Source organism: Dickeya aquatica, assembly GCF_900095885.1.
In the GTDB taxonomy this organism is placed as follows: Bacteria; Pseudomonadota; Gammaproteobacteria; order Enterobacterales; family Enterobacteriaceae; genus Dickeya; species Dickeya aquatica.
This window is the reverse complement of the sequence record NZ_LT615367.1, coordinates 3,104,003-3,127,035: the sequence shown is the minus strand read 5'-3', so window position 1 is coordinate 3,127,035 and position 23,033 is coordinate 3,104,003. Positions and strand designations below refer to the sequence as shown.

Genomic DNA, 23,033 nt, shown 5'->3' with positions numbered 1-23,033 from the left:
TTGCGCTCAGTCCCGTTTGGCGATATCGGCAAACGTGGCATCCAGCAAGCGAGCCAGGTCAGCCGCCGCCAGTTCAATATCCAGCCCGCGTTTGCCGCCAGAGATAAAAATGGTGGTGAATTGTGACGCCATCTCATCGATAACGGTGGGCAACCGTTTTTTTTGCCCCAGCGGGCTTATTCCTCCAACCAGATAACCGGTTGTGCGCTGCGCAATAGCCGGGTCGGCCATGTCGGCTTTCTTCGCCCCCAGCGCTTTGGCCACTTTTTTCAGATCTAACGGGCTGGCCACCGGGGTTACTGCAACAGCCAGTTGTTTAGCCTCGCCATTGAGACAGACCAGCAAGGTTTTATACACCTGCTGTTTATCCAGCCCCAGCTTGCGGGCGGCTTCTTCGCCAAAATGGGTTTCATCGGCATCATGGTGGTAGTGATGAACGGTGAACCTGACTTTTTGTTTTTCAAGCAGAGTGACTGCGGGTGTCATGATAAACGTCCTTAACGTCAACGGGTGGCCGATACGGCCTGTAATAACTCGGGCAGGTTATGTTCACCGTACAAATGCAGGGCACCGACAGAAACCACGTATTTCCCCTGTGGCAGCGCGGCTAATTGCCGCTGCCAGCGCTCGTTGCGGTGCTGAATCAGCGTTTGAGTCAGATCATTACCGAAGGTCGTGGGGACATGGTTTGCGCGCATCGGTTTTTGGTCTATCCACCAACTGACCATAGTTTGCAGTAAACGTGCGTTGGTGTGCCAATGCAACAAGGTGTCTTCCAGCAGCGACAGTCCGCCCTGCGGTAATTGTTGCAGCAGTTCAAGCTGGGTTTGCTGGCCTTCCAGTTCAATGATAGCGATCCCCTTATCGCGTGCGGCATTGATCAACTGATAATCAATGCCATAGTCAGGGCGTAATCCGAGCATCATCGCCTGTCGCGCCTGCAACATCAACGCCGCCTGCCAGGCGGGAACCCGGTCGAGATTCTCATAATCGAATGACAGCTCCTGGCATAACTGCTCCAGCCGCTGGTGTGTTTCGCTATCAAGCCGCCCGGCCAGCGGCGGTTCGGCGGCCAGTGCACTAAACGGCGAGTCATGGCCGGAAATATCCGCTTCAACCACCAACGCGGTGGCGTGCTCCAGTTGCTCCAGCAGGTCGCGGGGCAGAGGAAACATGTCTACGGTTCCCATGTGAATACTGCCTACCAGATGAAACTGACGCTTCCGGGCAAGCTCAACATCTACTGCCGGATAACGGTAGACCGGCGGTGAAAGAAAGCCGAGAAAAGTCGCTATCTGACGAATCAGCCGCTGCATATCTGCGTCTCCGCAAGTGATGGTGTAAGCATATTGGCGAGAGAAATACCGGGGGATGATACCCCTGGGCGTAGTGCTCGCCAGGGGCTCTATGCTAAACGCTTCGAAGGCTAAGTTGTATCGCTAATTCCCCTGTTACAGGCAGGCCACCGTATGAATGCGAAGGGAATTACCTGCCCGATTGCGCCATCACACCGACTGCTGTAGTGTATCTTTCGGCTTAAAGCGCAGCAGACGGTTAGCATTGCTCACAACCGTTATCGACGAGAGCGCCATCGCTGCCCCCGCTACCACCGGGCTCAGTAATGTCCCGGTGAACGGGTAGAGGATCCCGGCAGCAATCGGGATACCGAGGGTGTTGTACACCATCGCCCCCAGCAGGTTTTGGCGCATGTTGCCCATGGTCGCACGGGAGAGCGACAGGGCATCCGCCACGCCGTGCAGGCTACTGCGTATCAACGTCATGGCAGCAGTTTCCACTGCAATATCGCTGCCGCCGCCCATCGCAATACCGACGTCGGCTTGGGCCAGTGCAGGCGCATCGTTGATGCCGTCACCAATCATGGCAACGCGATGCCCGGCAGACTGCAACTGGCGGATAGCCTCTGCTTTGCCATCCGGTAAAACGCTTGCGATCACCCTATCAATACCGACTTCATGCGCAATCGCCTGTGCCGTAGCGGGGATATCGCCCGTTAACATCACCAGCGAGTAACCGTGATGGCGCAGGCGGCGTAGCGCGCTAATACTGTCTGCGCGCAAGGTATCCTGTACAGCAAACAGCGCCACGACCTGACCATCGGCTGCGAGCAGGATTGGCGTTCTTCCTTGTGCGGCATGCCGATCCAACTGCTGCCGTGGTGACGGCTCACCGTCGCCCAGTACGATGGCGTATTGTGTCATCAGTGCCGGATTACCGAGCAGCAGCGAGACCCCCTCAACCACACCGCTGACGCCAAGCCCCGGCAAGGTACGGAACTGTGTGACGTCACCACCTGCCAGGCCCTCGGCGCGCTCAAGGATAGCCTGTGCCAGCGGGTGGCCAGCGCCTTGCTCAAGCGACGCCGCCCAGCGCAGTGCCAGCGCTTCTGTGGCTTCACCGAAGGTTTCAATGGCGACGACCTGCGGTTTACCCGCGGTCAGGGTGCCGGTTTTATCAAAGACCAGAACATCGAGCCCGCTCGCCTGTTGCAATGCGTCGGCATCCCGCACCAGAATGCCCAGTTCGGCTGCCCGACCGACACCGGCGATAATTGACATCGGTGTTGCCAGCCCCAGCGCACAGGGGCAGGCGATGATAAGCACGGTGGTCACCACCACCAGCGTATAGACGATTTGCGGCTCCGGGCCAATCACGTACCAGATAGCACCACTTATCAGGGCGATAACCACCACGACGGGGACAAAAATGGCCGAAACCCGATCTGCCAGTTGGCCCATGGCCGGTTTACTGCTTTGTGCCTGACGTACCAGATGGATAATGCGTGACAGCATGGTGTGATGACCAACCGCCCTGGCACGAAAGGTCGCACTGCCATCATTAACCTGTGTGCCGGCATGAAGCACGTCCCCCGCCATTTTTTGCACGGCCATCGGCTCGCCTGTCAGCATGGCTTCATCGACCCACACCTCGCCATGCTCAAGCTCACCGTCTACGGCGATGCGGTCGCCGGTGACAAGACGCAAGAGCATGCCGGTTTGCACCTCACTCAACGGCACGACCTTATCCCCCTGATCGGTGACGACTCTGGCTGTTGGTGGTGTCAGATCAAGCAGCTTTTCCAGTGCCTGAGAAGAGCGCTGGCGGGCCTGCTGTTCCAGCGCATGGCCTACGTTAATCAGGCCGATTATCATCGCGCTGGCCTCATAATAGAGATGGCGTGCCTGCATCGGAAAATGCTCCGGCCATAGGTTCACCGCGATTGAATAGAGCCAGGCTGCCCCGGTTCCCAGGGCAACCAGCGTATCCATGGTGGCGCTGCCCTTCATCAGGCTGCGCCAGGCCTGGCGATAGAAATGCCCGCCGGCGACGATCATCACTGCCAGTGTCAGTATCCCCGTCAATAACCACGGGGTACGATTCTCATCGGTGAGCGTCATGCTGCCGCCTGTCATGCCCCAGATCATTAATGGTATGCCCAGCGTGAGCGCCAGCGCGGCCTGCCAGCGAAAACGCCGAATAGCCTGACGGGCGCTGTCTGCCTGCCGGGTACGCCGGGTGGCGTCATCGAGCACAATTTCCGCGCCGTAACCTGCCTGCTCGACGGCATCAAGCAACGCCTGATGTGACATACTGCCCTGCACCAGCGCACTGCGGTCAGCCAGATTGACGCGTGCCTGTTTAACCCCTGGCACACTTTGCAGAGCCTGCTGTACCCGGCTGACACAGCTGGCGCAGGTCATGCCGCTTAGCAGCAAAGGCACGCCGTCATCTGGTGTGATGGCTTCATCATGCTGCGATTGCGGGTGTGTGGCGTTTGCCGGAAAAGGGATAAGCGCCGCTGACCGACTTTCCGGCAACGCATCTGACAAGGCCAGCGGCTCAGATTTTGGGTGGGTGGCCGCCGGTGACAGCGTGGCGTGAAAGCCGGCCTGCTCTATTGCCTGTACCAGCGCTGGCGGTTCGGCGTGACCGAAAATCTCCGCACCTTGCAAACTGACGGTCAGTGCCTCCACGCCGGCAACACCCGCCAGCGCTTTACGGACACTGGCAACACAGTGCTGGCAGTTGAGGCCGCTCAGGTGCAGGGTGATATCGCCAGCGGTGGCCTCACTGGCCTGATATCCCGCATTGCTGACAGTCTCTATCAGCGCCGAATGATTCGCCGTACCCGTCACGCTGGCATATTTCAGCGTGACCTCGGCATGTTCTACATCGGGCAGGCTTTCCAGTGCCTGTTTCACCCGCCCGACGCAATGTTCACAGGAGAGCCCCTGTAATGACAGTACGATAGTTTGCGACATGATAATCTACCTCAGTGATCACAACCGAACGCCAAAGGCATTGACCGCAGGTGTGATTTTGATTAGTTCTACGTTCAGCCTGAAGCGTAAACCTTCCAGTAAGGGAAGGGTCAAGGGGATGTGATGAATATCAGTGATGTGGCGAAAAAAACCGGTTTGACCAGCAAAACCATCCGTTTTTACGAAGAAAAAGGGCTGATGACGGCACCTTTACGCAGTGAAAATGGCTATCGCAGCTACAATCTTCACCATGTCGAAGAACTGACGCTGCTGCGTCAGGCGCGTCAGGTCGGCTTCACGCTTGAGGAGTGTCGAGAACTGGTGACGCTGTTTAATAACCCACAGCGCCACAGCGCAGATGTTAAAGCGCGCACGCTACAGAAAGTAAGCGATATCGAACGGCAAATTGACGAACTGAACGCGATGCGCCAGCGTTTGCTGGCGCTGGCGGAGTCTTGCCCGGGGGATAGCAGTGCCGAATGCCCCATCATCACTCAACTGGCAGGGTGCTGCCACTGTCGTGCCGCAGGTGACAGTCGCGGATGATGGTGAACACCACGCTATCGCCACCGCGAGGCTGGCATGGCAGATGCGTGAACCCGGTGCTGTCAGGTTCCGTGCGTGGGCCTGACCCGCAAGGTAATACCGTTGACGGCAATAATCTCCACCCGTGTACCGGCGGGCAGATCCTCATCTGACTCGGCCCGCCAGGTACTATCCCCGAGGCTGACCCGGCCAATACCGTTGTTAATCGCCTCCGTCAGGATGCCATGTTGGCCGATTAACTGTTGAGTACGCTGATTAAGCAATGGCGCGGCCTTCATACTGTTGCGATGTCGCAGCCACTGCCACCAGCTTAATGCGGCAGCGACAGTGAGTGTGGCAAAGGTGATGGATTGCCACGTCACATCCAGCGGCACACACCAGGTTATCACCCCGGTGAGCAGTGCGGCGATGCCGCTCCATAACAGATAACCACCGGCACCCAGCATCTCGGCGGCCAGCAGCAACCCGCCGAGCGATAACCAAAAGCCATAGGCATGCTCCAGCGCCAGCCACGTCATGGTTACTTTCTCCTGTCTTGCTGGCTCTCTTTAATCAGCTCGCTAATTCCGCCGATGGTGCCCATCAGGCTACTGGTGTCGAGCGGCATCATAATCACTTTGCTGTTGCTGGATGCCCCGATATTCTGCAACGCATCGGTATATTTTTGCGCCACAAAGTAGTTGATGGCCTGAATGTCTCCGGCCGCAATCGCAGCAGAAACCATTTGTGTGGCGCGGGCTTCCGCTTCAGCAGCCCGTTCACGCGCTTCCGCCTGTAAAAAGGCCGACTGGCGTTCCCCTTCAGCTTTAAGGATCTGGGATTGTTTTTCCCCTTCCGCTTTCAAAATAGCGGCCTGACGGATGCCTTCAGCCTCCAGAATTTCGGCTCGCTTGGTGCGTTCGGCTTTCATCTGGGCGTTCATTGAGGCAATCAGCTCAGCCGGGGGGCGCACGTCACGGATCTCAATTCGGGTGACTTTGATACCCCATGGATTGGTGGCTTCATCGACAATATGCAGCAGGCGCGAGTTGATGCTGTCTCGCTGAGAGAGCATTTCATCAAGTTCCATCGAGCCCAGCACGGTACGGATATTGGTCATGGTCAGGTTGATGATGGCCAGTTGCAGGTTGCTGACTTCATACGCTGCGCGTGCAGCATCGACCACCTGAATAAAGCAAACCGCATCAATAGTAACGTTCGCATTATCTTTGGAGATGATTTCCTGTGAGGGAATATCGACAACCTGCTCCATCATATTAATTTTTCGGCCAATTCTGTCCATCAAGGGGATAACCAGATTCAGGCCGGGCATCAGGGTGTGGGTATAACGGCCAAACCGCTCGACGGTCCACTGATAACCTTGTGGCACCACTTTGACACCAGACCAGACCATCACCAGTGCCAGAAAAACCAAAACCGGAATAAACGTTAGCATTGCTTTACTCTCCAGAGTCTTTTCCCGTGCAAAGTGTAACGCAGGTGGGGGGAAATAGAGACTAGCGAATGCGCTGATAGCGTGAAATTGTGCGGGCGGGGACGAGAAACCGGCTGCAAACTGGCGGAGCGTGTTGCAGCCAGCGCGGGTCAGAGATCAAGCTCGATGTCATCAATCGGCATACAGCAGCAGGGCAGTATTTCACCTTGTTGCAGGCAGGCCAGTGGCGCATCGCGGTAGGTGACATTGCCTTTCACCAGCCGTAAGCGGCAGGCTCCACAGTAGCCTGAACGGCACTGATACTCTACCGGAACGCGTTGCGCTTCAAGCGCTTCCAGCACGCTATTGTGCTGGCTGGAGTAGGGTAACTGCGCCCCGGACAGGCGCAGCGTAATGGTTGAAATACTCATCTGTCAGAGCTGGAAGTCACTCAGGTCATCGGCATTGATTTCCGAATCGATTTGTCCGACCAGATAAGAGCTGACCTCTACTTCCTGGGGGGCAACCTGCACATTGTCGGACACCAGCCAGGCGTTGATCCACGGGATCGGGTTGGTGCGGGTTTCAAACGGCAGCGGCAAGCCGACAGCCTGCATACGGATGTTGGTAATGTATTCAACATACTGGCAGAGAATGTCTTTGTTCAGCCCTATCATCGAACCATCACGGAACAGGTATTCCGCCCACTCTTTTTCCTGTTGGGCAGCCAGTACAAACAGGTCATAGCACTGTTGCTGGCACTCTTCGGCCACCTGCGCCATTTCCGGGTCATCCTGGCCTGTACGCATCAGGTTCAGCATATGCTGTGTACCGGTGAGGTGCAGGGCTTCATCACGGGCGATGAGTTTGATTATCTTGGCGTTACCTTCCATCAGTTCACGTTCGGCAAAGGCGAAAGAGCAGGCGAAGCTGACGTAGAAACGAATGGCTTCGAGCGCGTTGACGCTCATCAGGCACAGGTAGAGCTTTTTCTTCAGTTCGTAACGGTTTATCTGGAGCGTTTTGCCGTTCACCTGATGCGTGCCTTCGCCCAGCAGATGGTAGTAGCTGGTCAGTTCAATCAATTCATCATAAAAACCGGAAATATCTTTCGCCCGCTTGAGAATTTCTTCATTGGTAACAATGTCATCAAACACGATGGACGGGTCGTTGACGATGTTACGAATAATATGGGTATAAGAGCGCGAGTGAATGGTTTCCGAAAAGGCCCATGTTTCCACCCAGGTTTCCAGTTCTGGAATCGAGATAAGCGGCAGCAATGCCACATTGGGACTGCGTCCCTGGATAGAATCCAGCAGAGTCTGGTATTTTAAATTGCTGATAAAAATGTGCTTTTCGTGATCAGGTAAGCCTTGATAATCGATACGATCGCGGGACACATCCACTTCTTCAGGACGCCAGAAGAATGAGAGCTGTTTCTCAATGAGTTTCTCAAATATTTCGTATTTTTGTTGGTCGTAGCGGGCTACGTTAACCGATTGGCCGAAAAACATCGGCTCCAGGAGTTGGTCGTTTTTGTTCTGTGAAAAAGTGGTATAAGCCATGATCTCTCCAAACACAGTAACAGCAACCCGCAGGCAATGCTGTCAAGCGCCGCTGACAACCCAGGCGGGCGGTGCCTTCTTCACGCCGGGGTGGGTGAAGAGGGCGAAATGGGACATGTTGTATGCCGGGAGTGCTTCAAAACACTCCCGGCGTGGTGTGCGTCAGATTTTGCATGCGCCGCTTTCGCAGCCATCATCCTGCGTGGTTTCCAGCAGGTCATCTTGCACGTCTTCTGCGCCATCACGGGTGTTTTGGTAGTACAGGGTTTTCAGCCCGAACTTATACGCCGTGAGCAGGTCTTTGAGCAACTGCGTCATCGGTACTTTTCCTGAAGGAAAACGCGCCGGGTCGTAGTTGGTGTTGGCGGAAATCGCCTGATCGATGAATTTCTGCATCAGACCAACCAGTTGCAGGTAGCCATCGTTAGACGGCATATCCCACAGCAGTTCATACGAGCCTTTCAGCGTTTCATACTCTGGCACCACCTGGCGCAGAATACCGTCTTTAGACGCCTTGACGCTGATGTGACCACGCGGTGGCTCAATACCATTGGTCGCATTGGAAATCTGCGATGAGGTTTCTGACGGCATCAGCGCTGAGAGCGTTGAGTTGCGCAGGCCATAGGTGGTGATGTCTTTACGCAGCGTTTCCCAGTCATAATGCAGCGGTTCATTGCAGATCTTATCCAGATCGCGCTTGTAGCTGTCTATAGGCAGAACACCCTGCGAATAGGTGGTTTCGTTAAACCACGGGCAGGCACCTTGTTCACGCGCTAACTGGTTAGACGCTTTCAATAAGTAGTATTGAATGGCTTCAAAGGTGCGATGCGTGAGGTTATTGGCGCTGCCATCGGAATACCTGACGCCATTTTTCGCCAGATAATAAGCGAAATTAATCACCCCGATACCCAGCGTGCGGCGTCCCATCGCGCCACGTTTGGCGGCTGGGATCGGGTAATCCTGGTAGTCGAGCAGGGCATCAAGGGCGCGTACTGCCAGCACCGCCAGATCGTCAAGTTCGTCCAGCGAGTTGATTGCACCGAGGTTAAATGCAGACAGCGTACAAAGCGCGATTTCACCACGCTCGTCATTGACGTCTTCCAGTGGCTTGGTTGGCAGCGCAATTTCCAGACACAGGTTTGACTGGCGCACTGGTGCCACCTGTGGGTCAAACGGGCTGTGGGTGTTGCAGTGGTCAACGTTTTGAATATAGATACGCCCGGTAGAAGCGCGCTCTTGCATCATCAGCGAGAACAACTCCGCGGCTTTAAGCTGTTTTTTACGGATGCTGGCATCATGTTCGTATTTCACGTACAGACGTTCAAACTCTTCTTGATTACTGAAGAAGGCGTCGTACAGCCCCGGAACATCCGAAGGGCTAAACAGGGTGATGTCTTCACCTTTTACCAGACGCTGATACATCAGCTTGTTAAGCTGCACACCATAGTCGAGATGGCGCACGCGGTTGCCTTCAACGCCACGGTTATTTTTCAGCACCAGCAAGCTTTCCACTTCCAGGTGCCAACAAGGGATAAAACAGCGTAGCCGCGCCACCGCGCACCCCCCCTGAGAACAGGATTTTACCGCAGTCTGGAAGTGTTTATAGAACGGGATACAGCCAGTATGAAACGCCTCACCGCCGCGAATCGGGCTGCCGAGTGCACGAATACGGCCCGCATTAATGCCGATACCGGCACGTTGCGAAACGTATTTGACGATGGCGCTTGAGGTCGCGTTGATGGAGTCGAGGCTGTCACCACACTCAATCAGCACACAGGAGCTGAACTGGCGTGTGGGGGTACGCACGCCAGACATGATCGGCGTAGGCAGCGAAATCTTAAAAGTGGAAACGGCGTCGTAAAAACGTTTGACGTAATCAAGGCGAGTTTCACGCGGATAACCGGAAAACAGGCAGGCGGCTACCAGAACATACAGGAACTGGGCGCTTTCGTAGATGTCACCGGTTACTCGGTTTTGTACCAGGTATTTCCCCTCCAGCTGTTTTACTGCTGCATAGGAGAAATTCATGTCACGCCAGTGATCGATGAAAGCGTCCATCTGGACGAACTCTTCTTCCGTGTAATCTTCCAGTAGATGGCGATCGTATTTGCCTAATTCGACCATTTTCACTACATGTTCGTACAGCTTAGGCGGTTCAAACTGGCCATAGGCTTTTTTACGCAGGTGAAAAATAGCCAAACGTGCGGCCAGATATTGATAGTCCGGGCTTTCGCGGGAAATCAGATCGGCGGCAGCCTTGATGATGGTTTCGTGAATGTCGGCGGTTTTTATACCGTCGTAAAACTGGATGTGAGATCGCAGTTCAACCTGGGAGACGGAGACATTGTGTAACCCTTCAGCCGCCCAGGTGATCACCCGGTGGATTTTGTCCAGATTGATGCGCTCTTTACTGCCATCGCGTTTGGTAACAAGCAGACTCTGGTTCATGTGGCGTAGTACCTGTTTTTTGACACGAGTTTTGTCGTTTTGGCCGCCCCGTTTTTTCATTTAGCAAAAATGCAAATAAAAAAAATAGTGCTTTCTGTTAGAAGTAAACACTATATATAGGGGGTGGGTCGGATTTTGATAACAAGATAATGTGAAAAAAGGGGCTTTGCAAGTGAGCAAAATCCCGCTCGCTTGTGGATAACATGCGAATAAATTTTACAGGCGCGCTCAATCCCAGCCACCACGGGGGTTCCTTATCTTGTCAACTACAGGGGAGAAAAAATAAAAAAATTGATCGTTCGTCGGTTTCTTATCCGCTCACCAACGGTTTTGGCTAACTAAAACCGTGTTTCGATCAATTTATTCGGAATTATCTTGCTTTCGCAGGCTATTCCGCATGAATACTGCGCCATTTATAGCTGAAAACATAATCAGCGACGATAAAAAAGCCGATGGCGGATGCCATCGGCCAGCAAGTGGATGATAGCCTGTTAATAACTTTTTGCCTTTGGGGTCTTGCACTTACGCCGGGTAGTGGGTGTGTACCATATAATTGACATCGACATTAGCCCCAAGGCGGAACCGGTCTGACAGCGGGTTATAGTGCAAGCCGATGATATGGCGCTCATGCAGTGGCGTCATGTCCACCCAGGCGAGTAATTCCGCCGGGCGGATGAATTTTTTGGCGTCGTGGGTGCCGCGCGGCACCGTGTTGGTGAGGTACTCAGCCCCGACAATCAGCATCAGCCAGGCTTTGGCGTTGCGGTTGATGGTGGAGAAGAAAACATGGCCGCCGGGTTTAACCAGCCGTGCACAGGCCAGCACTACCGAGCGCGGGTCGGGGACATGTTCGAGCATTTCCATGCAGGTCACGACATCATATTTTCCGGCGTGGCTGTCGGCATGGGCTTCGGCGGTTTCCTGCACGTAGCTGACTTCAACACCGCTTTCCAGCGCATGCAGCCGCGCTACCTGCAACGGCTCACTGCCCATATCCAGCCCGGTGACATGGGCACCTTCCCGCGCCATGCTTTCAGCCAGAATGCCGCCGCCACAGCCCACATCCAGCACCTGTTTACCAAAAATACCGTTGGCACGGTCGATAATGTAATTCAGGCGCAGTGGATTGATGCGGTGCAGCGGTTTGAATTCCCCTTCCAGATCCCACCAGCGTGAGGCCACGGCTTCAAATTTGGCAATTTCGTCATGATCGACATTCAGCGCACGGTGTGCGGCGGTGCCGGTATCGTCTGTAGTCATGGCCTTTGTGTTCATGGATATGCTCACTTTTCTCTGTGATCTGTGTTTGTTTTCGTTCGTGTTCATTAACGCGCAATCAGGGCGAGTATAGCGAGCCGCAAGGCGATGTTGTAGCGACTTACCGTGCGCCTTTTTTCAACTGAGGATGCCAGTGGATGTGGTGCGGGGGAAAATCGGGCCATCACACCCGGTTGGTGAGTGAAAGAAACGCTAAATGCCCGTCAGTAATCGGGTTCGGCGTTTCCCCTGAAACCCCGGTTTGTGATATCATTTTCCACCTTTTAAAATCGGGCAGAAATAGAGGGATAGCGGCTCCATGAGCGACCTAGCCAGAGAAATTACACCGGTCAACATCGAAGAAGAGCTGAAAAGTTCATATCTGGATTATGCTATGTCCGTCATCGTCGGGCGCGCGTTGCCGGATGTTCGCGATGGCCTCAAGCCGGTACACCGCCGCGTACTTTACGCGATGAGTGTGCTGGGGAACGACTGGAACAAGCCTTATAAGAAATCGGCCCGTGTGGTCGGGGACGTTATCGGTAAATACCACCCGCACGGTGATAGCGCGGTGTATGACACTATCGTGCGTATGGCCCAGCCATTTTCACTGCGTTACATGCTGGTGGACGGGCAGGGCAACTTCGGTTCCATCGACGGCGACTCCGCCGCGGCGATGCGTTATACCGAAGTGCGCATGTCAAAAATTGCCCACGAATTACTGGCCGATCTGGAAAAAGAGACGGTGGACTTTGTGCCGAACTACGATGGCACAGAGCAGATCCCAGACGTGATGCCAACCCGCATTCCGAACCTGCTGGTAAATGGTTCATCAGGGATTGCGGTTGGCATGGCTACCAACATTCCGCCCCATAACCTGTCTGAAGTGATTAACGGCTGTCTGGCCTATATTGATGATGAGAACATCAGTATTGAAGGGCTGATGACGCATATCCCTGGACCCGATTTCCCGACCGCTGCCATCATCAACGGCAAGCGGGGCATTGAAGAAGCTTACCGTACTGGCCGTGGCAAGGTGTATATCCGTGCGCGCGCAGAGGTGGAAGCGGATGCGAAATCCGGCCGCGAAACCATCATCGTGCATGAAATCCCTTATCAGGTGAACAAAGCACGCCTGATTGAGAAAATTGCCGAGCTGGTGAAAGAAAAACGCATTGAAGGCATCAGTGCGCTGCGCGATGAGTCAGACAAAGACGGCATGCGCATCGTGATTGAAATCAAGCGTGATGCCGTCGGCGAGGTGGTACTGAACCACCTCTATTCACAGACTCAGATGCAGGTTTCCTTTGGCATCAACATGGTGGCGCTGCATCAGGGCCAGCCTAAGTTGATGACGCTTAAGGATATTCTGGCGGCGTTTGTGCGCCACCGCCGCGAAGTGGTTACGCGCCGGACGATTTTTGAACTGCGTAAAGCGCGTGAGCGAGCCCACATTCTGGAAGGGCTGGCGATTGCGCTAGCTAACATCGACCCCATCATTGAACTGATCCGTCATGCATCGACTCCGGCAGAGGCCAAAGCCGCGCTGGTGGCACAGGCATGGGAACTGGGCAGTGTGGCCGCCATGCTGGAGCAAGCCGGTGACGATGCGGCTCGCCCGGAATGGCTGGAGCCGGAATTTGGTATTCACGACGGCCGCTATCACCTCACCGAGCAGCAGGCTCAGGCGATTTTGGATCTGCGTTTGCAGAAACTTACCGGGCTGGAGCATGAAAAGCTTATCGATGAGTATAAAGAGCTGCTGGCACAGATAGCGGAACTGCTGTTTATTCTGCGCAGCCCCGAGCGTCTGATGGAGGTTATCCGCGAGGAACTGGTCGCGATTCGTGAGCAGTACAGCGATTCTCGTCGCACCGAAATCACCCATAACAGCGCTGATATCAATATCGAAGATCTGATCAACGAAGAGAACGTGGTGGTGACGTTATCGCATCAGGGCTATGTGAAATACCAGCCACTGAGTGATTACGAGGCCCAGCGCCGCGGCGGCAAAGGCAAGTCGGCCGCACGTATCAAAGAAGAAGATTTTATCGACCGCCTGTTGGTAGCGAACACCCACGATACCATTCTGTGCTTCTCCAGCCGTGGCCGCCTCTACTGGCTGAAGGTTTATCAACTGCCGGAAGCCAGCCGCGGCGCGCGTGGCCGCCCCATTATTAACCTGCTGCCACTTGAGCCGGACGAGCGCATCACCGCGATTCTGCCGGTACGCGAGTACGAAGAAGGCATGAACGTCTTTATGGCAACCGCCAGCGGCACAGTGAAAAAGACCGCACTGACCGAGTTTAGCCGCCCGCGTAGCGCCGGGATTATCGCCGTTGGTCTTAATGACGGTGATGAACTGATTGGTGTGGATCTAACGGATGGCAGCAATGAGGTGATGCTGTTCTCTGCGGAAGGTAAAGTGGTGCGTTTTTCTGAGTCGGCTGTGCGCACCATGGGCCGAACGGCGACCGGGGTGCGAGGCATCAGCTTGCAAAATGACGATCGCGTGGTGTCGTTGATTGTGCCGCGTGGTGAAGGCGATATTCTGACTGTCACGCAGAATGGTTTTGGTAAACGTACTGCTGTGAGCGAGTATCCGACCAAATCCCGCGCCACCAAAGGGGTTATCTCCATCAAGGTCAGCGAGCGTAACGGCAAGGTGGTGGGGGCCGTTCAGGTCGATTCTGCCGATCAGATAATGATGATAACCGATGCCGGTACGCTGGTGCGTACGCGTGTTTCTGAGGTCAGTATCGTTGGGCGTAACACGCAAGGGGTGACGCTGATTCGTACCGCTGAAGATGAGCAGGTTGTCGGTCTGCAACGTGTTGCCGAGCCGGTGGAAGATGATGAGCTTGACAGCGTAGTGCCGGTTGATGGCGACTTGCCGCAAGAGGAGTCTGATGAGCCAGAAGCCGATGACGATGTCCCCGCAGACGATGAATAATCGTTATTTGCCGGTGGGATGACAACCGAAGCCAGCGCCTGATGCGCTGGCTTTTTTTATGGGGGATCGGTACTGTATTGCGGTCATGAGCCTTTTTTCCCGTTCCGTTAACCTTTACGGTATCCCTTTGAAAGTGACTGTCTCTTTTCTGACGACCCTCAAGATTTCCCGGTACTTATTCCGGGGGCTGGCAATCCTGCTGTGGATGCTGGGGGCATTGCTGTCAATTTTCACTATCAATAACGCACTCAAACAGCAGGAAGCTCACCTGCGGCAGATTTTTTCCCTCAATTTCGAACAGTCGTTGGGCAACATTCGTCATGCCACGGATGTGGCGCGTGAATTGCGTTATCTCGCTGCCAATCGTTTCAGTACACCGTTCACGCAACGCGACAAAACCAATCAAGTGAAAAAGGTTCCTGCGGCGATTTATCCGCTTTCTCCGGCCTTCAACTGTCGTAATCAGTACGAGAAAAATCCGGCGCAATTGTCGTTACTGACCCATTTTTTTGACCAGTGGCATGATGATTTTTCTTCCGTTTATGACCTTAACCGGATTTTCTTTTTAGACAGCAGCCAGCAATGCATCGTTGATTTTGGTATTCGCAATCAGTCACTGGATAGCGATAGCCTGATAAAAAGCGTACAGGAACGTTTGCAGAATCAGAAATCCAATGGTGCCGGTACGCGGCGTGAAGAAAGTCTTTACTGGGTTGTTCCTGGTTTAACGCCGAGCACGGGTTATCTGTATGCCTTAACGCCGGTATATGTCGATAACCATTTGATAACCATGATGGGCATTGAGCAGACCATACGGCTGGACGATTTTATATCGAATACGGATTTGCCCTTTAGCTTGCGGTTACTCGACCAGAATGACCGGGCCGTATTACAAATTACCGATAGTCGCGCAGGCAGTGTTCCCAGCCATTATCCTGAGTCGAATAATTATTTCGGCTACAGCGAAGGTTACAGCGCACTATTAATGAAAAAATCGCTGCCGCCCACTGCCATGAGCGTGGTGTATTCGCTGCCGCTGGATGTGATGCTGGCGGCGCTTAACAGTTTGCTCATTAATATGGCATTACTGAATCTGGCATCTGCGCTGTGCCTGTTCCTGTTCACCCGGCTGTTTGAGCGCCGGATTTTTCTGCCAGCGGAGCGCAATGCATTCCAGATAGAAGAGAACGAACAGTTCAACCGAAAAATTGTGGCCTCGGCTCCGGTTGGGATCTGCATTTTACGTACCAGTGATGGCAGCAACATTCTGAGCAATGAGCTGGCGCATAATTACCTCAGCCTGCTGACTTATGAAGATAGGGTGCGCCTTGTGCGCATTATCTGCGAGCAGCAGTCTACATCGCTGGATGTGGTGACGGGCCGTAATCACCATCTGCAAATCAGCTTTGTGCATTCGCGCTATCGAAATGAGAATGTCGCGATTTGTGTTTTGCTGGATGTCAGTGCCCGGGTACGTATGGAAGAGTCGCTACAGGAGATGGCGAACGCTGCCGAGCAGGCGAGCCAGTCTAAATCGATGTTTCTGGCAACGGTCAGCCATGAATTGCGCACACCGCTGTATGGCATTATCGGGAATCTGGATTTATTACGCACCAAGTCATTGTCATCGGATGCCAACCGCCTGGTTGGCGCAATGCAGAATTCATCCGCGCTGTTGCTGAAAATCATCAGCGATATTCTGGATTTTTCCAAGATTGAGTCGGAACAGCTAAAAATTGAACCGGGCGAGTTCTCGCCGCGGGAAGTCATCAACCATATAGTGAGTAATTACTTACCACTGGTGGTGAAAAAGCGCCTGACGCTGTATTGCTATATCGACCCTCAGGTCCCTGTCAGCCTGATGGGCGATGCGGTGCGGTTACAGCAGGTGTTAAGCAATTTGCTCAGTAATGCCATTAAGTTTACTGATACCGGGTGCATTGTGTTTCAGGTGGTGTGTTCTGAGGATGGCTACCTGTTGTTCAAAGTCCGCGATACCGGCACGGGGATTGATACGCGTGCGGTGATGAAACTGTTTGATCCTTTCTTTCAGGCAGGAACCGGGGTGCAGCGCCATTTTCAGGGCACCGGACTTGGGCTTGCGATTTGCGAGAAACTGGTCAACTTGATGGATGGTGATATTACCATTGAGTCTGAACCTGGCCTTGGCAGTGAGTTTGCCGTGCGCATTCCGCTGTACCGGGCACGTTATCCCCAGCCCTTACCGACAGAGGTATTACAAGGCAAGATTTGCTGGTTACAGGTGCGTAATGCGCTGATGGAGCGCTACCTGTTTACCCTGTTACGCGGCGCGGGGGTGGATGTCCGGCGTTATGATGAGCACGGTGGTGTTGGGCCTGATGACGTGCTGGTGGTTGATATTCAGGCGGTACAGATAGGCAACATCCGGGCGTGTATTGAGCTGAGTAGTGTACAAGCCGGGGCGGCTCAGGAGATTCAGCCGGGATACTGGCGGCACAGTACCGCAGCACCTCACGATGTGCCGCTCTTGTTGCAACGAATTTACCGCGGTACCGACGTGTTGCCTGCGGCAGTACCGGTGCCACCGCTTGCTACCTATAGCCGTTCGGAAAATGAAGGCGTGCGTATTTTGGTGGTGGATGATCATCCGATTAATCGCCGTTTGCTGGCCGATCAGCTTGGTTCATTAGGTTATCAGGTGATAACGGCCAATGACGGGCTTGATGCACTGGATGTGCTGGCGAAGCACCCGGTCGATATTGTGCTGACCGATGTGAATATGCCGAATATGGATGGTTACCGTTTTACTGAGCGTCTGCGCGAAATGCAACTCACCTTCCCGGTGATTGGCGTCACGGCGAATGCACTGGCTGAGGAGCGGCAACGCTGCCTGCAGGCAGGTATGGATAATTGCCTGTCCAAACCGGTAACGCTTGATACGTTGCAACAGTCTTTAGCGTATTACAGCAATCTGGTCAGGCAAAAAACTGCGGCACAAGGCTAATCTGCCCAAGAGACTGGCGGCGGGGATACCGCACGCCAAATGAACATCCGAGTCGAAGCGGTATGACTCGTTATTACTCTTTGTCTGGCGGTGAAATACCGACGGAGGAAAGGTAATTAAGCAGGGCGATATCGTTATCGACCCCCAGTTTGGTCATGGCCGATTTTTTCTGGCTGCTAATGGTTTTGATACTGCGATTGAGTTTTCTGGCAATTTCTGTCACCAGAAAGCCTTCGGCGAACAGGCGCAACACTTCACTCTCTTTTGGCGACAGGCGCTTATCGCCGTAACCGCTGGCACTGATTTTCTCCAGTACTTTTGTGACGCTTTCCGGGGTGAATTTTTTGCCTTTTTGCAGTGCGGCCAGTGCTTTGGGCAAGTCGGTCGGCGCACCTTGTTTTAGCACAATACCTTCAATATCCAGCTCCAGCACGGCACTGAGAATAGCCGGGTTATTGTTCATGGTCAGTACAATAATGGACAGGTGAGGGAAATGGCGCTTGATGTATTTAATCAGCGTAATGCCATCGCCATATTTATCACCCGGCATGGATAAATCGGTGATAAGAACATTGGCATCCAGTTTGGGAAGATGATTAATCAGAGCTGTCGAGTCTTCGAATTCACCAACCACATTGATCCATTCGATTTGCTCAAGGGACTTCTTGATACCAAACAGAACAATAGGGTGATCGTCTGCAATAATTACGTTTAAGTTACTCATTGTTTTTTACTCGTCGTGTTGACCACCACAATGCAATAGCACACTGACGAAGTGGTCAATCTGCTGGAGATTGGCCTCTATTTGTGTTCTATCCTGGGTGGTAATAAGCTTTTCCAGCGCTTCACATAACTGCCTGCCGGGATGAAGATTCAACATAGCAAAGACGCCTTTCAGGCGGTGCGCCGTTTGCGCAAGTGACAAAAAATCGCCATTCTGAGTTTCAGTATATAGCCTCTTTAAGTCCTCCGGTACTGTATCTACAAACAACGAATAGTAGTCACTGCTGTGTAACTGCCGCACATAAACGCTGACATCATCGTGTTCTTCGTCCGTTGTATCATCGGGGAAGGTATCAAGTTGCTGTTCGATGAGTTTCAACAAGCCATCTTGCAGTAACTGGCTGATATTGTAGTTGGTACGCAGGCGGCGATGCCCAAGCGGCACCCATTGCATATCGTCACAGGTGACCAGCAGCGTGTCGTCCTCCATTTTGGCCGGATCGTCTGTAATGGTGATTTCCGCAGACTGATCCACCAGCCTTTCATCATATACCACCACATTGGCTCCCCAGCTTGCTACCTGGCGGCTGACGATGGTGCGTACCTCATCGGATGTAATGTTCAACAGTAGCGTAATGTCATCCAGTAGTTTCTCTTCTTCTTCCGCAGGAAGCGCAACCGTTTCCATTTTCAGCGTCAACGTATACTGCGTGCCCAGCCCTGGACGGCTGTTGATCTGCAATTGACCGCCCAGTTTGTTACAAAGCTGATTGCACAGAAATAGGGTTAATCCTGAATTTTGCCTGAAACGGTCAGACAGGGGCGCGGTTGCGAACGGATGCATCAGGTTATCGCGCTCAAGGCCCGAAATTTCAGTACCGGTATCACCAATTCGAATCAGTAACTGCTCCGGCGAGCGATCGGCCAGTTCACACGAGAGGGTGATTTTTCCATAATCGGTGTTGGTAATCGCGTAATCCAGCAGCAAGGACAACGTTTTTCTCAGGAGTTCACTGTCACCCAGATAGCTCTGACGTGGGTCAAGCTGGTAGTGATTAAACAGTGCCAGGCCTTTTTGCTGAATGCGGGGTAACAGTTCTAATAGCAGATCATCGATGAGTGTTAACGGTGAGAAAGGCTCGTGCACCAAATGCCATTCCCCGGTTTCCAGATGGGCTTGCAGGGCGATATTTTCCATCAGCCGAATGGCACTACTGGCCTCAAGAATCAATGCCTGAATCACTTTTTGTTGTTCAACGGGCGCATCAGGCTGGCGTAAAGAGAGCGCTAATTGATGCACGGCGGATAATGGCTGCTTAAATTCCTGGCTGAGGTGGCGAAACAGGCGTTTACGTACCGCGATATTTTTATCCACTTCCCGCTGGGCCAATTGCAGTTTCCTGGTGATTAAGATCTCTTGATCCTGTTCACGCAGCAAAAACAGGCACAGTGCAGGGGTATGCTGACTGTTGAATACGCGCACTTCATACATTTCATTATCGACGGTGGCCTGAATCAGGCCCTGATGCTCTTCGGCAAGGGTCGCAATCTTCTTTAGGCTCAGGTGCGGATACAGCCGTTCGGCCAGCGCGTTAGCGACAACAACTTTACTATTATCAAAGTCATATACCAGTACGCCAACCGGCACGCGGCTGACAATTTCACCGTACATCTGCTGTTGTGACTTCAGATGATGGGATAAATCATCCTTCGGACGAGCGTAATAACGACGCAAGGCGTAAGCCCCGGTAAGTGCGAGAAACAGTAATGCCAGATTCAGCACGATGCTCCAAATATTTCTGCGCAGCATTTCTGTCACCAGCTTGTCGAGCGGGACGATGTACACCAGTTTGATTGGCGCATTCATCAACTGCGCCGAGATTTCCAGTAAGCGACCCTCCCGACGAATTTCGGTGAGAATATCGTTGTCGTTGCTGGCATCGGCATTCACCGGTGGCACTTGCTGGCGCAGTATGAAATTTTCCCGCGGCAAATTACGTGGAATCAGGTCATTGATGGATAAATCAAAGGCGATAACGGTGGCGAGATGGCCGGGCTGGTTGAATGTGGTTCGCAGCGTAAAATAGTAGTCATTATAAAAGCGTAGCTTACGTAGCGCAGAGAAGCTCTCGCGTTCATCAAGCGTGTTGGCCTGCTGCAACATTTCAGTTTTGCGCGATTCCACGATGGAGGAGAGATAACTGCCGCGCAGGGGAGAAGAGATGTCCTTTAACGGTTGGGTAGAGACCATCGTCAGGCTGTTATCTTGCCCGTTGAGATAATACATGGAGTAAATATCTGTCTTCGCTCCCCAAAGCACATCCAGATATTGTGAAATGCGGTGCATGGCACTCAGCGTGGTTTTATCGTGCTGGCCAAAAATGAGCGCATCGGTTTTGTGATTACTCTTTTCGACATAAAACACGTTAGGGACCAGCGTGATTAAATTGACATTGGTACTTTCAGGCTGAGTGACGTCAGTGATGAGGTTTTTATAAATCTGGTCAGTAAAGAAGCGGTAAGCATCAATGCGTTTTTGCATACCAGTTGCAATATCGGTCAACGCTGATTTTTTCTCCACTATCCAGCAATTGATGTAGTTGTAGCCATAAGAGCCCGTCACCAGCAGGAGGAGTAAAATAAATAGCAGGAAAAAACGCGTGATAGCCGCAGGCATGAAATCAGGCTCCTGATGAACGGTCTAATGGGTCAATGGCGATGTCGAAAGCCAGTCGCCATAAGGCGAGGCGGTTTGTGCATAACGTTCGGTTTGCCGTGGTATGCCGTGAAAATACACGCACAGGGAACGCATTATCCGGTAAGCATCGCCGCTAACGCTGACAGAGAAGCCTTTTTACCACAACTGTCACGGTTTATCGAAGTGCGATGCGCCTTGATAGCAAATAATGCGGCAGAGATTCCGGCTTATATTGCTCCTTGTCGTGATGACGACATCAATATCATCGGGTATTGATAGCGATAAATGGGGACGCGGGTTATCCGGTGTTGACGGCCCGGTGTTCACATAGCGCGGTGGGGGTCGCCAGAAAAAAAGCCGGGCGAACCCGGCAGATAACTCATGATAAAGCAGAATGAGGAAATTTGATGACAGCACGGAAATTCTAGGTGGCGGGGGCTGCAAACTTTTGCCACTTAATGCTAATTAAAGCCGAGGCTGTTTCATTTCGTGCGGTATGTATTTTTGCAAATGTGCTTTTTGCTATCCGGCATTGCCGGAGCCATTGTTGTCACCCTGAGAATATTTACTGCTCATGAAAATATTTATCGCTCATGAAAACACGCACCATCCTGAAAACAGTTACTGTCAGGAAAAATGACGGCGGATGGGGCGCAACAACCGGTGAAATACCGGTTTGTTAATGCGACAGGCATTCCAGTTTAAATCGGTATCACGCTAATGGCTTTTTTTTTCCAGGGCGTGACCCGTATAATTCCTTACTTTCAGTTAGGCTATGGGGTGAATGTGCTGCAATTCTCCGACCTGCTGCACCAGATGCATCAGGCGCTCAGTGAGCCTTTGCCCGCTCAGACGGGCTTTCATGCTATTACGCTGACGTTGACATTACACGATAGCGGGCAACTGCTGGCATGGCTGGCATCACAACCGGTATATCCGCAATTTTACTGGCAGCACAGGCAGGATGATGAAGAAGCGGCCGTCTGTGGTGACGTGTGTGCATTTGGTGATATCACGCAGGCGAACGCGTTTTTGCAACGCGATGATGTGGATGACAGTGTACGTATCTGGGGGGTGAATGCGTTTGATCAGCACCCCATCGAGCCTGATGCAGAGGTCGCCCGGTTATTTGTGCCCCGTATTGCGCTGTTACGTCAGGCCCGGCGCTTGCGTGTCCGGGTGAATCTGTTTAGTGAAACGTCGCTGGCTGAGGATGCGCGGCAGGCGCAGGCGTTTTTGCGCCAGTTGCAGCCCCCTCAGGCGCTGGCTGTGTTGCAGGCTCGTATCCTGTCAGCTCGCCATTGCCCGGGCCTTGAACAGTGGCGAGGATTGCTGAATCTGGCGCTGGCGGAGATAGCGGCGGGCAAACTGGAAAAGGTGGTGCCTGCCCGGGCGACCATGCTATCCCTCAATGAACCGCTGCGGGCTGCAACATTGATGGCGGCCAGCCGTGCGGTGAACCACCACTGCTACCACTTTATGCTGGCGAGTGCTCCTGAGCAGGCCTTTCTTGGCTCCAGCCCTGAGCGGCTTTACCGACGGCGTAACAACCGCCTGGAAACCGAAGCACTGGCCGGTACGGTGGCCAACGACAGTGATGAAGTAACGGCGGCGCAATTGGCCAACTGGCTGATAAATGACGTGAAAAATCAGTGTGAGAACATGCTGGTGGTGGATGATATCTGTCAGCGTTTGCATCAGGTTGCGCTGACGCTTGACGTCATGCCACCTGAAATTATCCGGCTGCGTAAAGTACAGCATTTGCGCCGAACCATTCAGGCGACGCTGCGTGCAACGTCCGACGAGGCATGTTTACGCCTGCTACAGCCAACAGCGGCAGTCGCCGGATTACCGCGTCGTCCGGCGCGGGATTTTCTTGCACGGCACGAGCCCTTTACGCGCGGCTGGTATGCCGGTTCAGCAGGTTATCTGTCATGCCAGCAGGCCGAATTCTGCGTCGCGCTGCGCTCGGCTAACGTAAACGCGCGCCAACTGACGCTATATGCCGGTGCCGGTATTATTGCTGGCTCAGATCCTGAGCTGGAATGGCAGGAACTGGAAAATAAGGCCGCGGGGCTAAAATCGCTATTTGAGAGTGACGAGTTATGATGTTGCAATTATTTGATAACCTTTTCGTTACAATAGTGCCAGCGGCACAACAGA

16 protein-coding genes are annotated in these 23,033 nt (G+C 53.3%); 5 read left to right on the top strand and 11 right to left on the bottom strand.

Annotated elements, in window-relative coordinates; translation table 11 throughout:
* Positions 1-6 precede the first annotated feature (6 nt).
* The 3 genes from ybaK to copA all read right to left on the bottom strand — a co-directional run bounded on the left by ybaK (position 7) and on the right by copA (position 4,280).
* Positions 7-486: a Cys-tRNA(Pro)/Cys-tRNA(Cys) deacylase YbaK gene (gene ybaK, locus DAQ1742_RS14135; protein ID WP_035340589.1), complete on the bottom strand. Its 480-nt coding sequence runs from the start codon at positions 484-486 to the stop codon at positions 7-9.
* A gap of 17 nt (positions 487-503) precedes the next feature.
* Positions 504-1,316: a TraB/GumN family protein gene (locus tag DAQ1742_RS14130; protein WP_035340591.1), complete on the bottom strand. Its 813-nt coding sequence runs from the start codon at positions 1,314-1,316 to the stop codon at positions 504-506.
* Between the two features lie 189 nt (positions 1,317-1,505).
* Positions 1,506-4,280: a copper-exporting P-type ATPase CopA gene (copA, locus tag DAQ1742_RS14125; protein WP_035340593.1), complete on the bottom strand. Its 2,775-nt coding sequence runs from the start codon at positions 4,278-4,280 to the stop codon at positions 1,506-1,508.
* 123 nt (positions 4,281-4,403) lie between these two features.
* On the opposite strand from copA, the gene cueR reads away from it, so the two are divergent.
* A complete protein-coding gene (gene cueR / locus DAQ1742_RS14120) occupies positions 4,404-4,826 on the top strand; it encodes a Cu(I)-responsive transcriptional regulator (protein WP_035340594.1) in 423 nt (140 codons plus the stop codon).
* Positions 4,827-4,888: 62 nt separating this feature from the next.
* Here the strand turns inward: cueR and DAQ1742_RS14115 are convergent, their stop codons facing one another.
* The 6 genes from DAQ1742_RS14115 to ubiG all read right to left on the bottom strand — a co-directional run bounded on the left by DAQ1742_RS14115 (position 4,889) and on the right by ubiG (position 11,513).
* Positions 4,889-5,344, bottom strand: a complete 456-nt coding sequence (locus DAQ1742_RS14115) for an NfeD family protein (protein ID WP_035340595.1) — start codon at positions 5,342-5,344, stop codon at positions 4,889-4,891.
* A gap of 2 nt (positions 5,345-5,346) precedes the next feature.
* Positions 5,347-6,261: an SPFH domain-containing protein gene (locus tag DAQ1742_RS14110; protein WP_035340596.1), complete on the bottom strand. Its 915-nt coding sequence runs from the start codon at positions 6,259-6,261 to the stop codon at positions 5,347-5,349.
* A 149-nt stretch (positions 6,262-6,410) separates the two neighbouring features.
* The gene (yfaE, locus tag DAQ1742_RS14105) at positions 6,411-6,671 is read right to left on the bottom strand and encodes a class I ribonucleotide reductase maintenance protein YfaE (protein ID WP_035340598.1); all 261 of its coding nucleotides are present in this window, start codon (positions 6,669-6,671) and stop codon (positions 6,411-6,413) included.
* Between the two features lie 3 nt (positions 6,672-6,674).
* The gene (gene nrdB / locus DAQ1742_RS14100) at positions 6,675-7,805 is read right to left on the bottom strand and encodes a class Ia ribonucleoside-diphosphate reductase subunit beta (RefSeq protein WP_035340599.1); all 1,131 of its coding nucleotides are present in this window, start codon (positions 7,803-7,805) and stop codon (positions 6,675-6,677) included.
* A gap of 162 nt (positions 7,806-7,967) precedes the next feature.
* Positions 7,968-10,253 carry a class 1a ribonucleoside-diphosphate reductase subunit alpha gene (gene nrdA / locus DAQ1742_RS14095; RefSeq protein ID WP_180706158.1) on the bottom strand — a complete coding sequence of 762 codons (2,286 nt, stop codon included), beginning with the start codon at positions 10,251-10,253 and terminating at the stop codon, positions 7,968-7,970.
* A gap of 522 nt (positions 10,254-10,775) precedes the next feature.
* Positions 10,776-11,513: a bifunctional 2-polyprenyl-6-hydroxyphenol methylase/3-demethylubiquinol 3-O-methyltransferase UbiG gene (gene ubiG, locus DAQ1742_RS14090; protein ID WP_035345810.1), complete on the bottom strand. Its 738-nt coding sequence runs from the start codon at positions 11,511-11,513 to the stop codon at positions 10,776-10,778.
* A 316-nt stretch (positions 11,514-11,829) separates the two neighbouring features.
* Between ubiG and gyrA the strand changes: the two genes are divergently transcribed.
* Positions 11,830-14,463: a DNA topoisomerase (ATP-hydrolyzing) subunit A gene (gene gyrA, locus DAQ1742_RS14085; protein WP_035340600.1), complete on the top strand. Its 2,634-nt coding sequence runs from the start codon at positions 11,830-11,832 to the stop codon at positions 14,461-14,463.
* Between the two features lie 85 nt (positions 14,464-14,548).
* Positions 14,549-17,449: a two-component system sensor histidine kinase RcsC gene (gene rcsC / locus DAQ1742_RS14080; protein WP_083961136.1), complete on the top strand. Its 2,901-nt coding sequence runs from the start codon at positions 14,549-14,551 to the stop codon at positions 17,447-17,449.
* 73 nt (positions 17,450-17,522) lie between these two features.
* On the opposite strand, the gene rcsB is transcribed toward rcsC, so the two are convergent.
* Both rcsB and rcsD read right to left on the bottom strand, forming a co-directional pair.
* Entirely contained in the window at positions 17,523-18,173 is a 651-nt protein-coding gene (gene rcsB / locus DAQ1742_RS14075) for a response regulator transcription factor RcsB (RefSeq protein ID WP_035340601.1), read from the bottom strand.
* 6 nt (positions 18,174-18,179) lie between these two features.
* Positions 18,180-20,849, bottom strand: a complete 2,670-nt coding sequence (gene rcsD, locus DAQ1742_RS14070) for a phosphotransferase RcsD (RefSeq protein WP_035340602.1) — start codon at positions 20,847-20,849, stop codon at positions 18,180-18,182.
* Between the two features lie 75 nt (positions 20,850-20,924).
* Between rcsD and DAQ1742_RS14065 the strand changes: the two genes are divergently transcribed.
* Together DAQ1742_RS14065 and menF are read left to right on the top strand one after the other, a co-directional pair.
* Positions 20,925-21,146: a hypothetical protein gene (locus tag DAQ1742_RS14065; protein ID WP_180706157.1), complete on the top strand. Its 222-nt coding sequence runs from the start codon at positions 20,925-20,927 to the stop codon at positions 21,144-21,146.
* A gap of 504 nt (positions 21,147-21,650) precedes the next feature.
* The gene (gene menF / locus DAQ1742_RS14060; protein WP_051124193.1) at positions 21,651-22,979 is read left to right on the top strand and encodes an isochorismate synthase MenF; all 1,329 of its coding nucleotides are present in this window, start codon (positions 21,651-21,653) and stop codon (positions 22,977-22,979) included.
* Positions 22,980-23,033 lie beyond the last annotated feature (54 nt).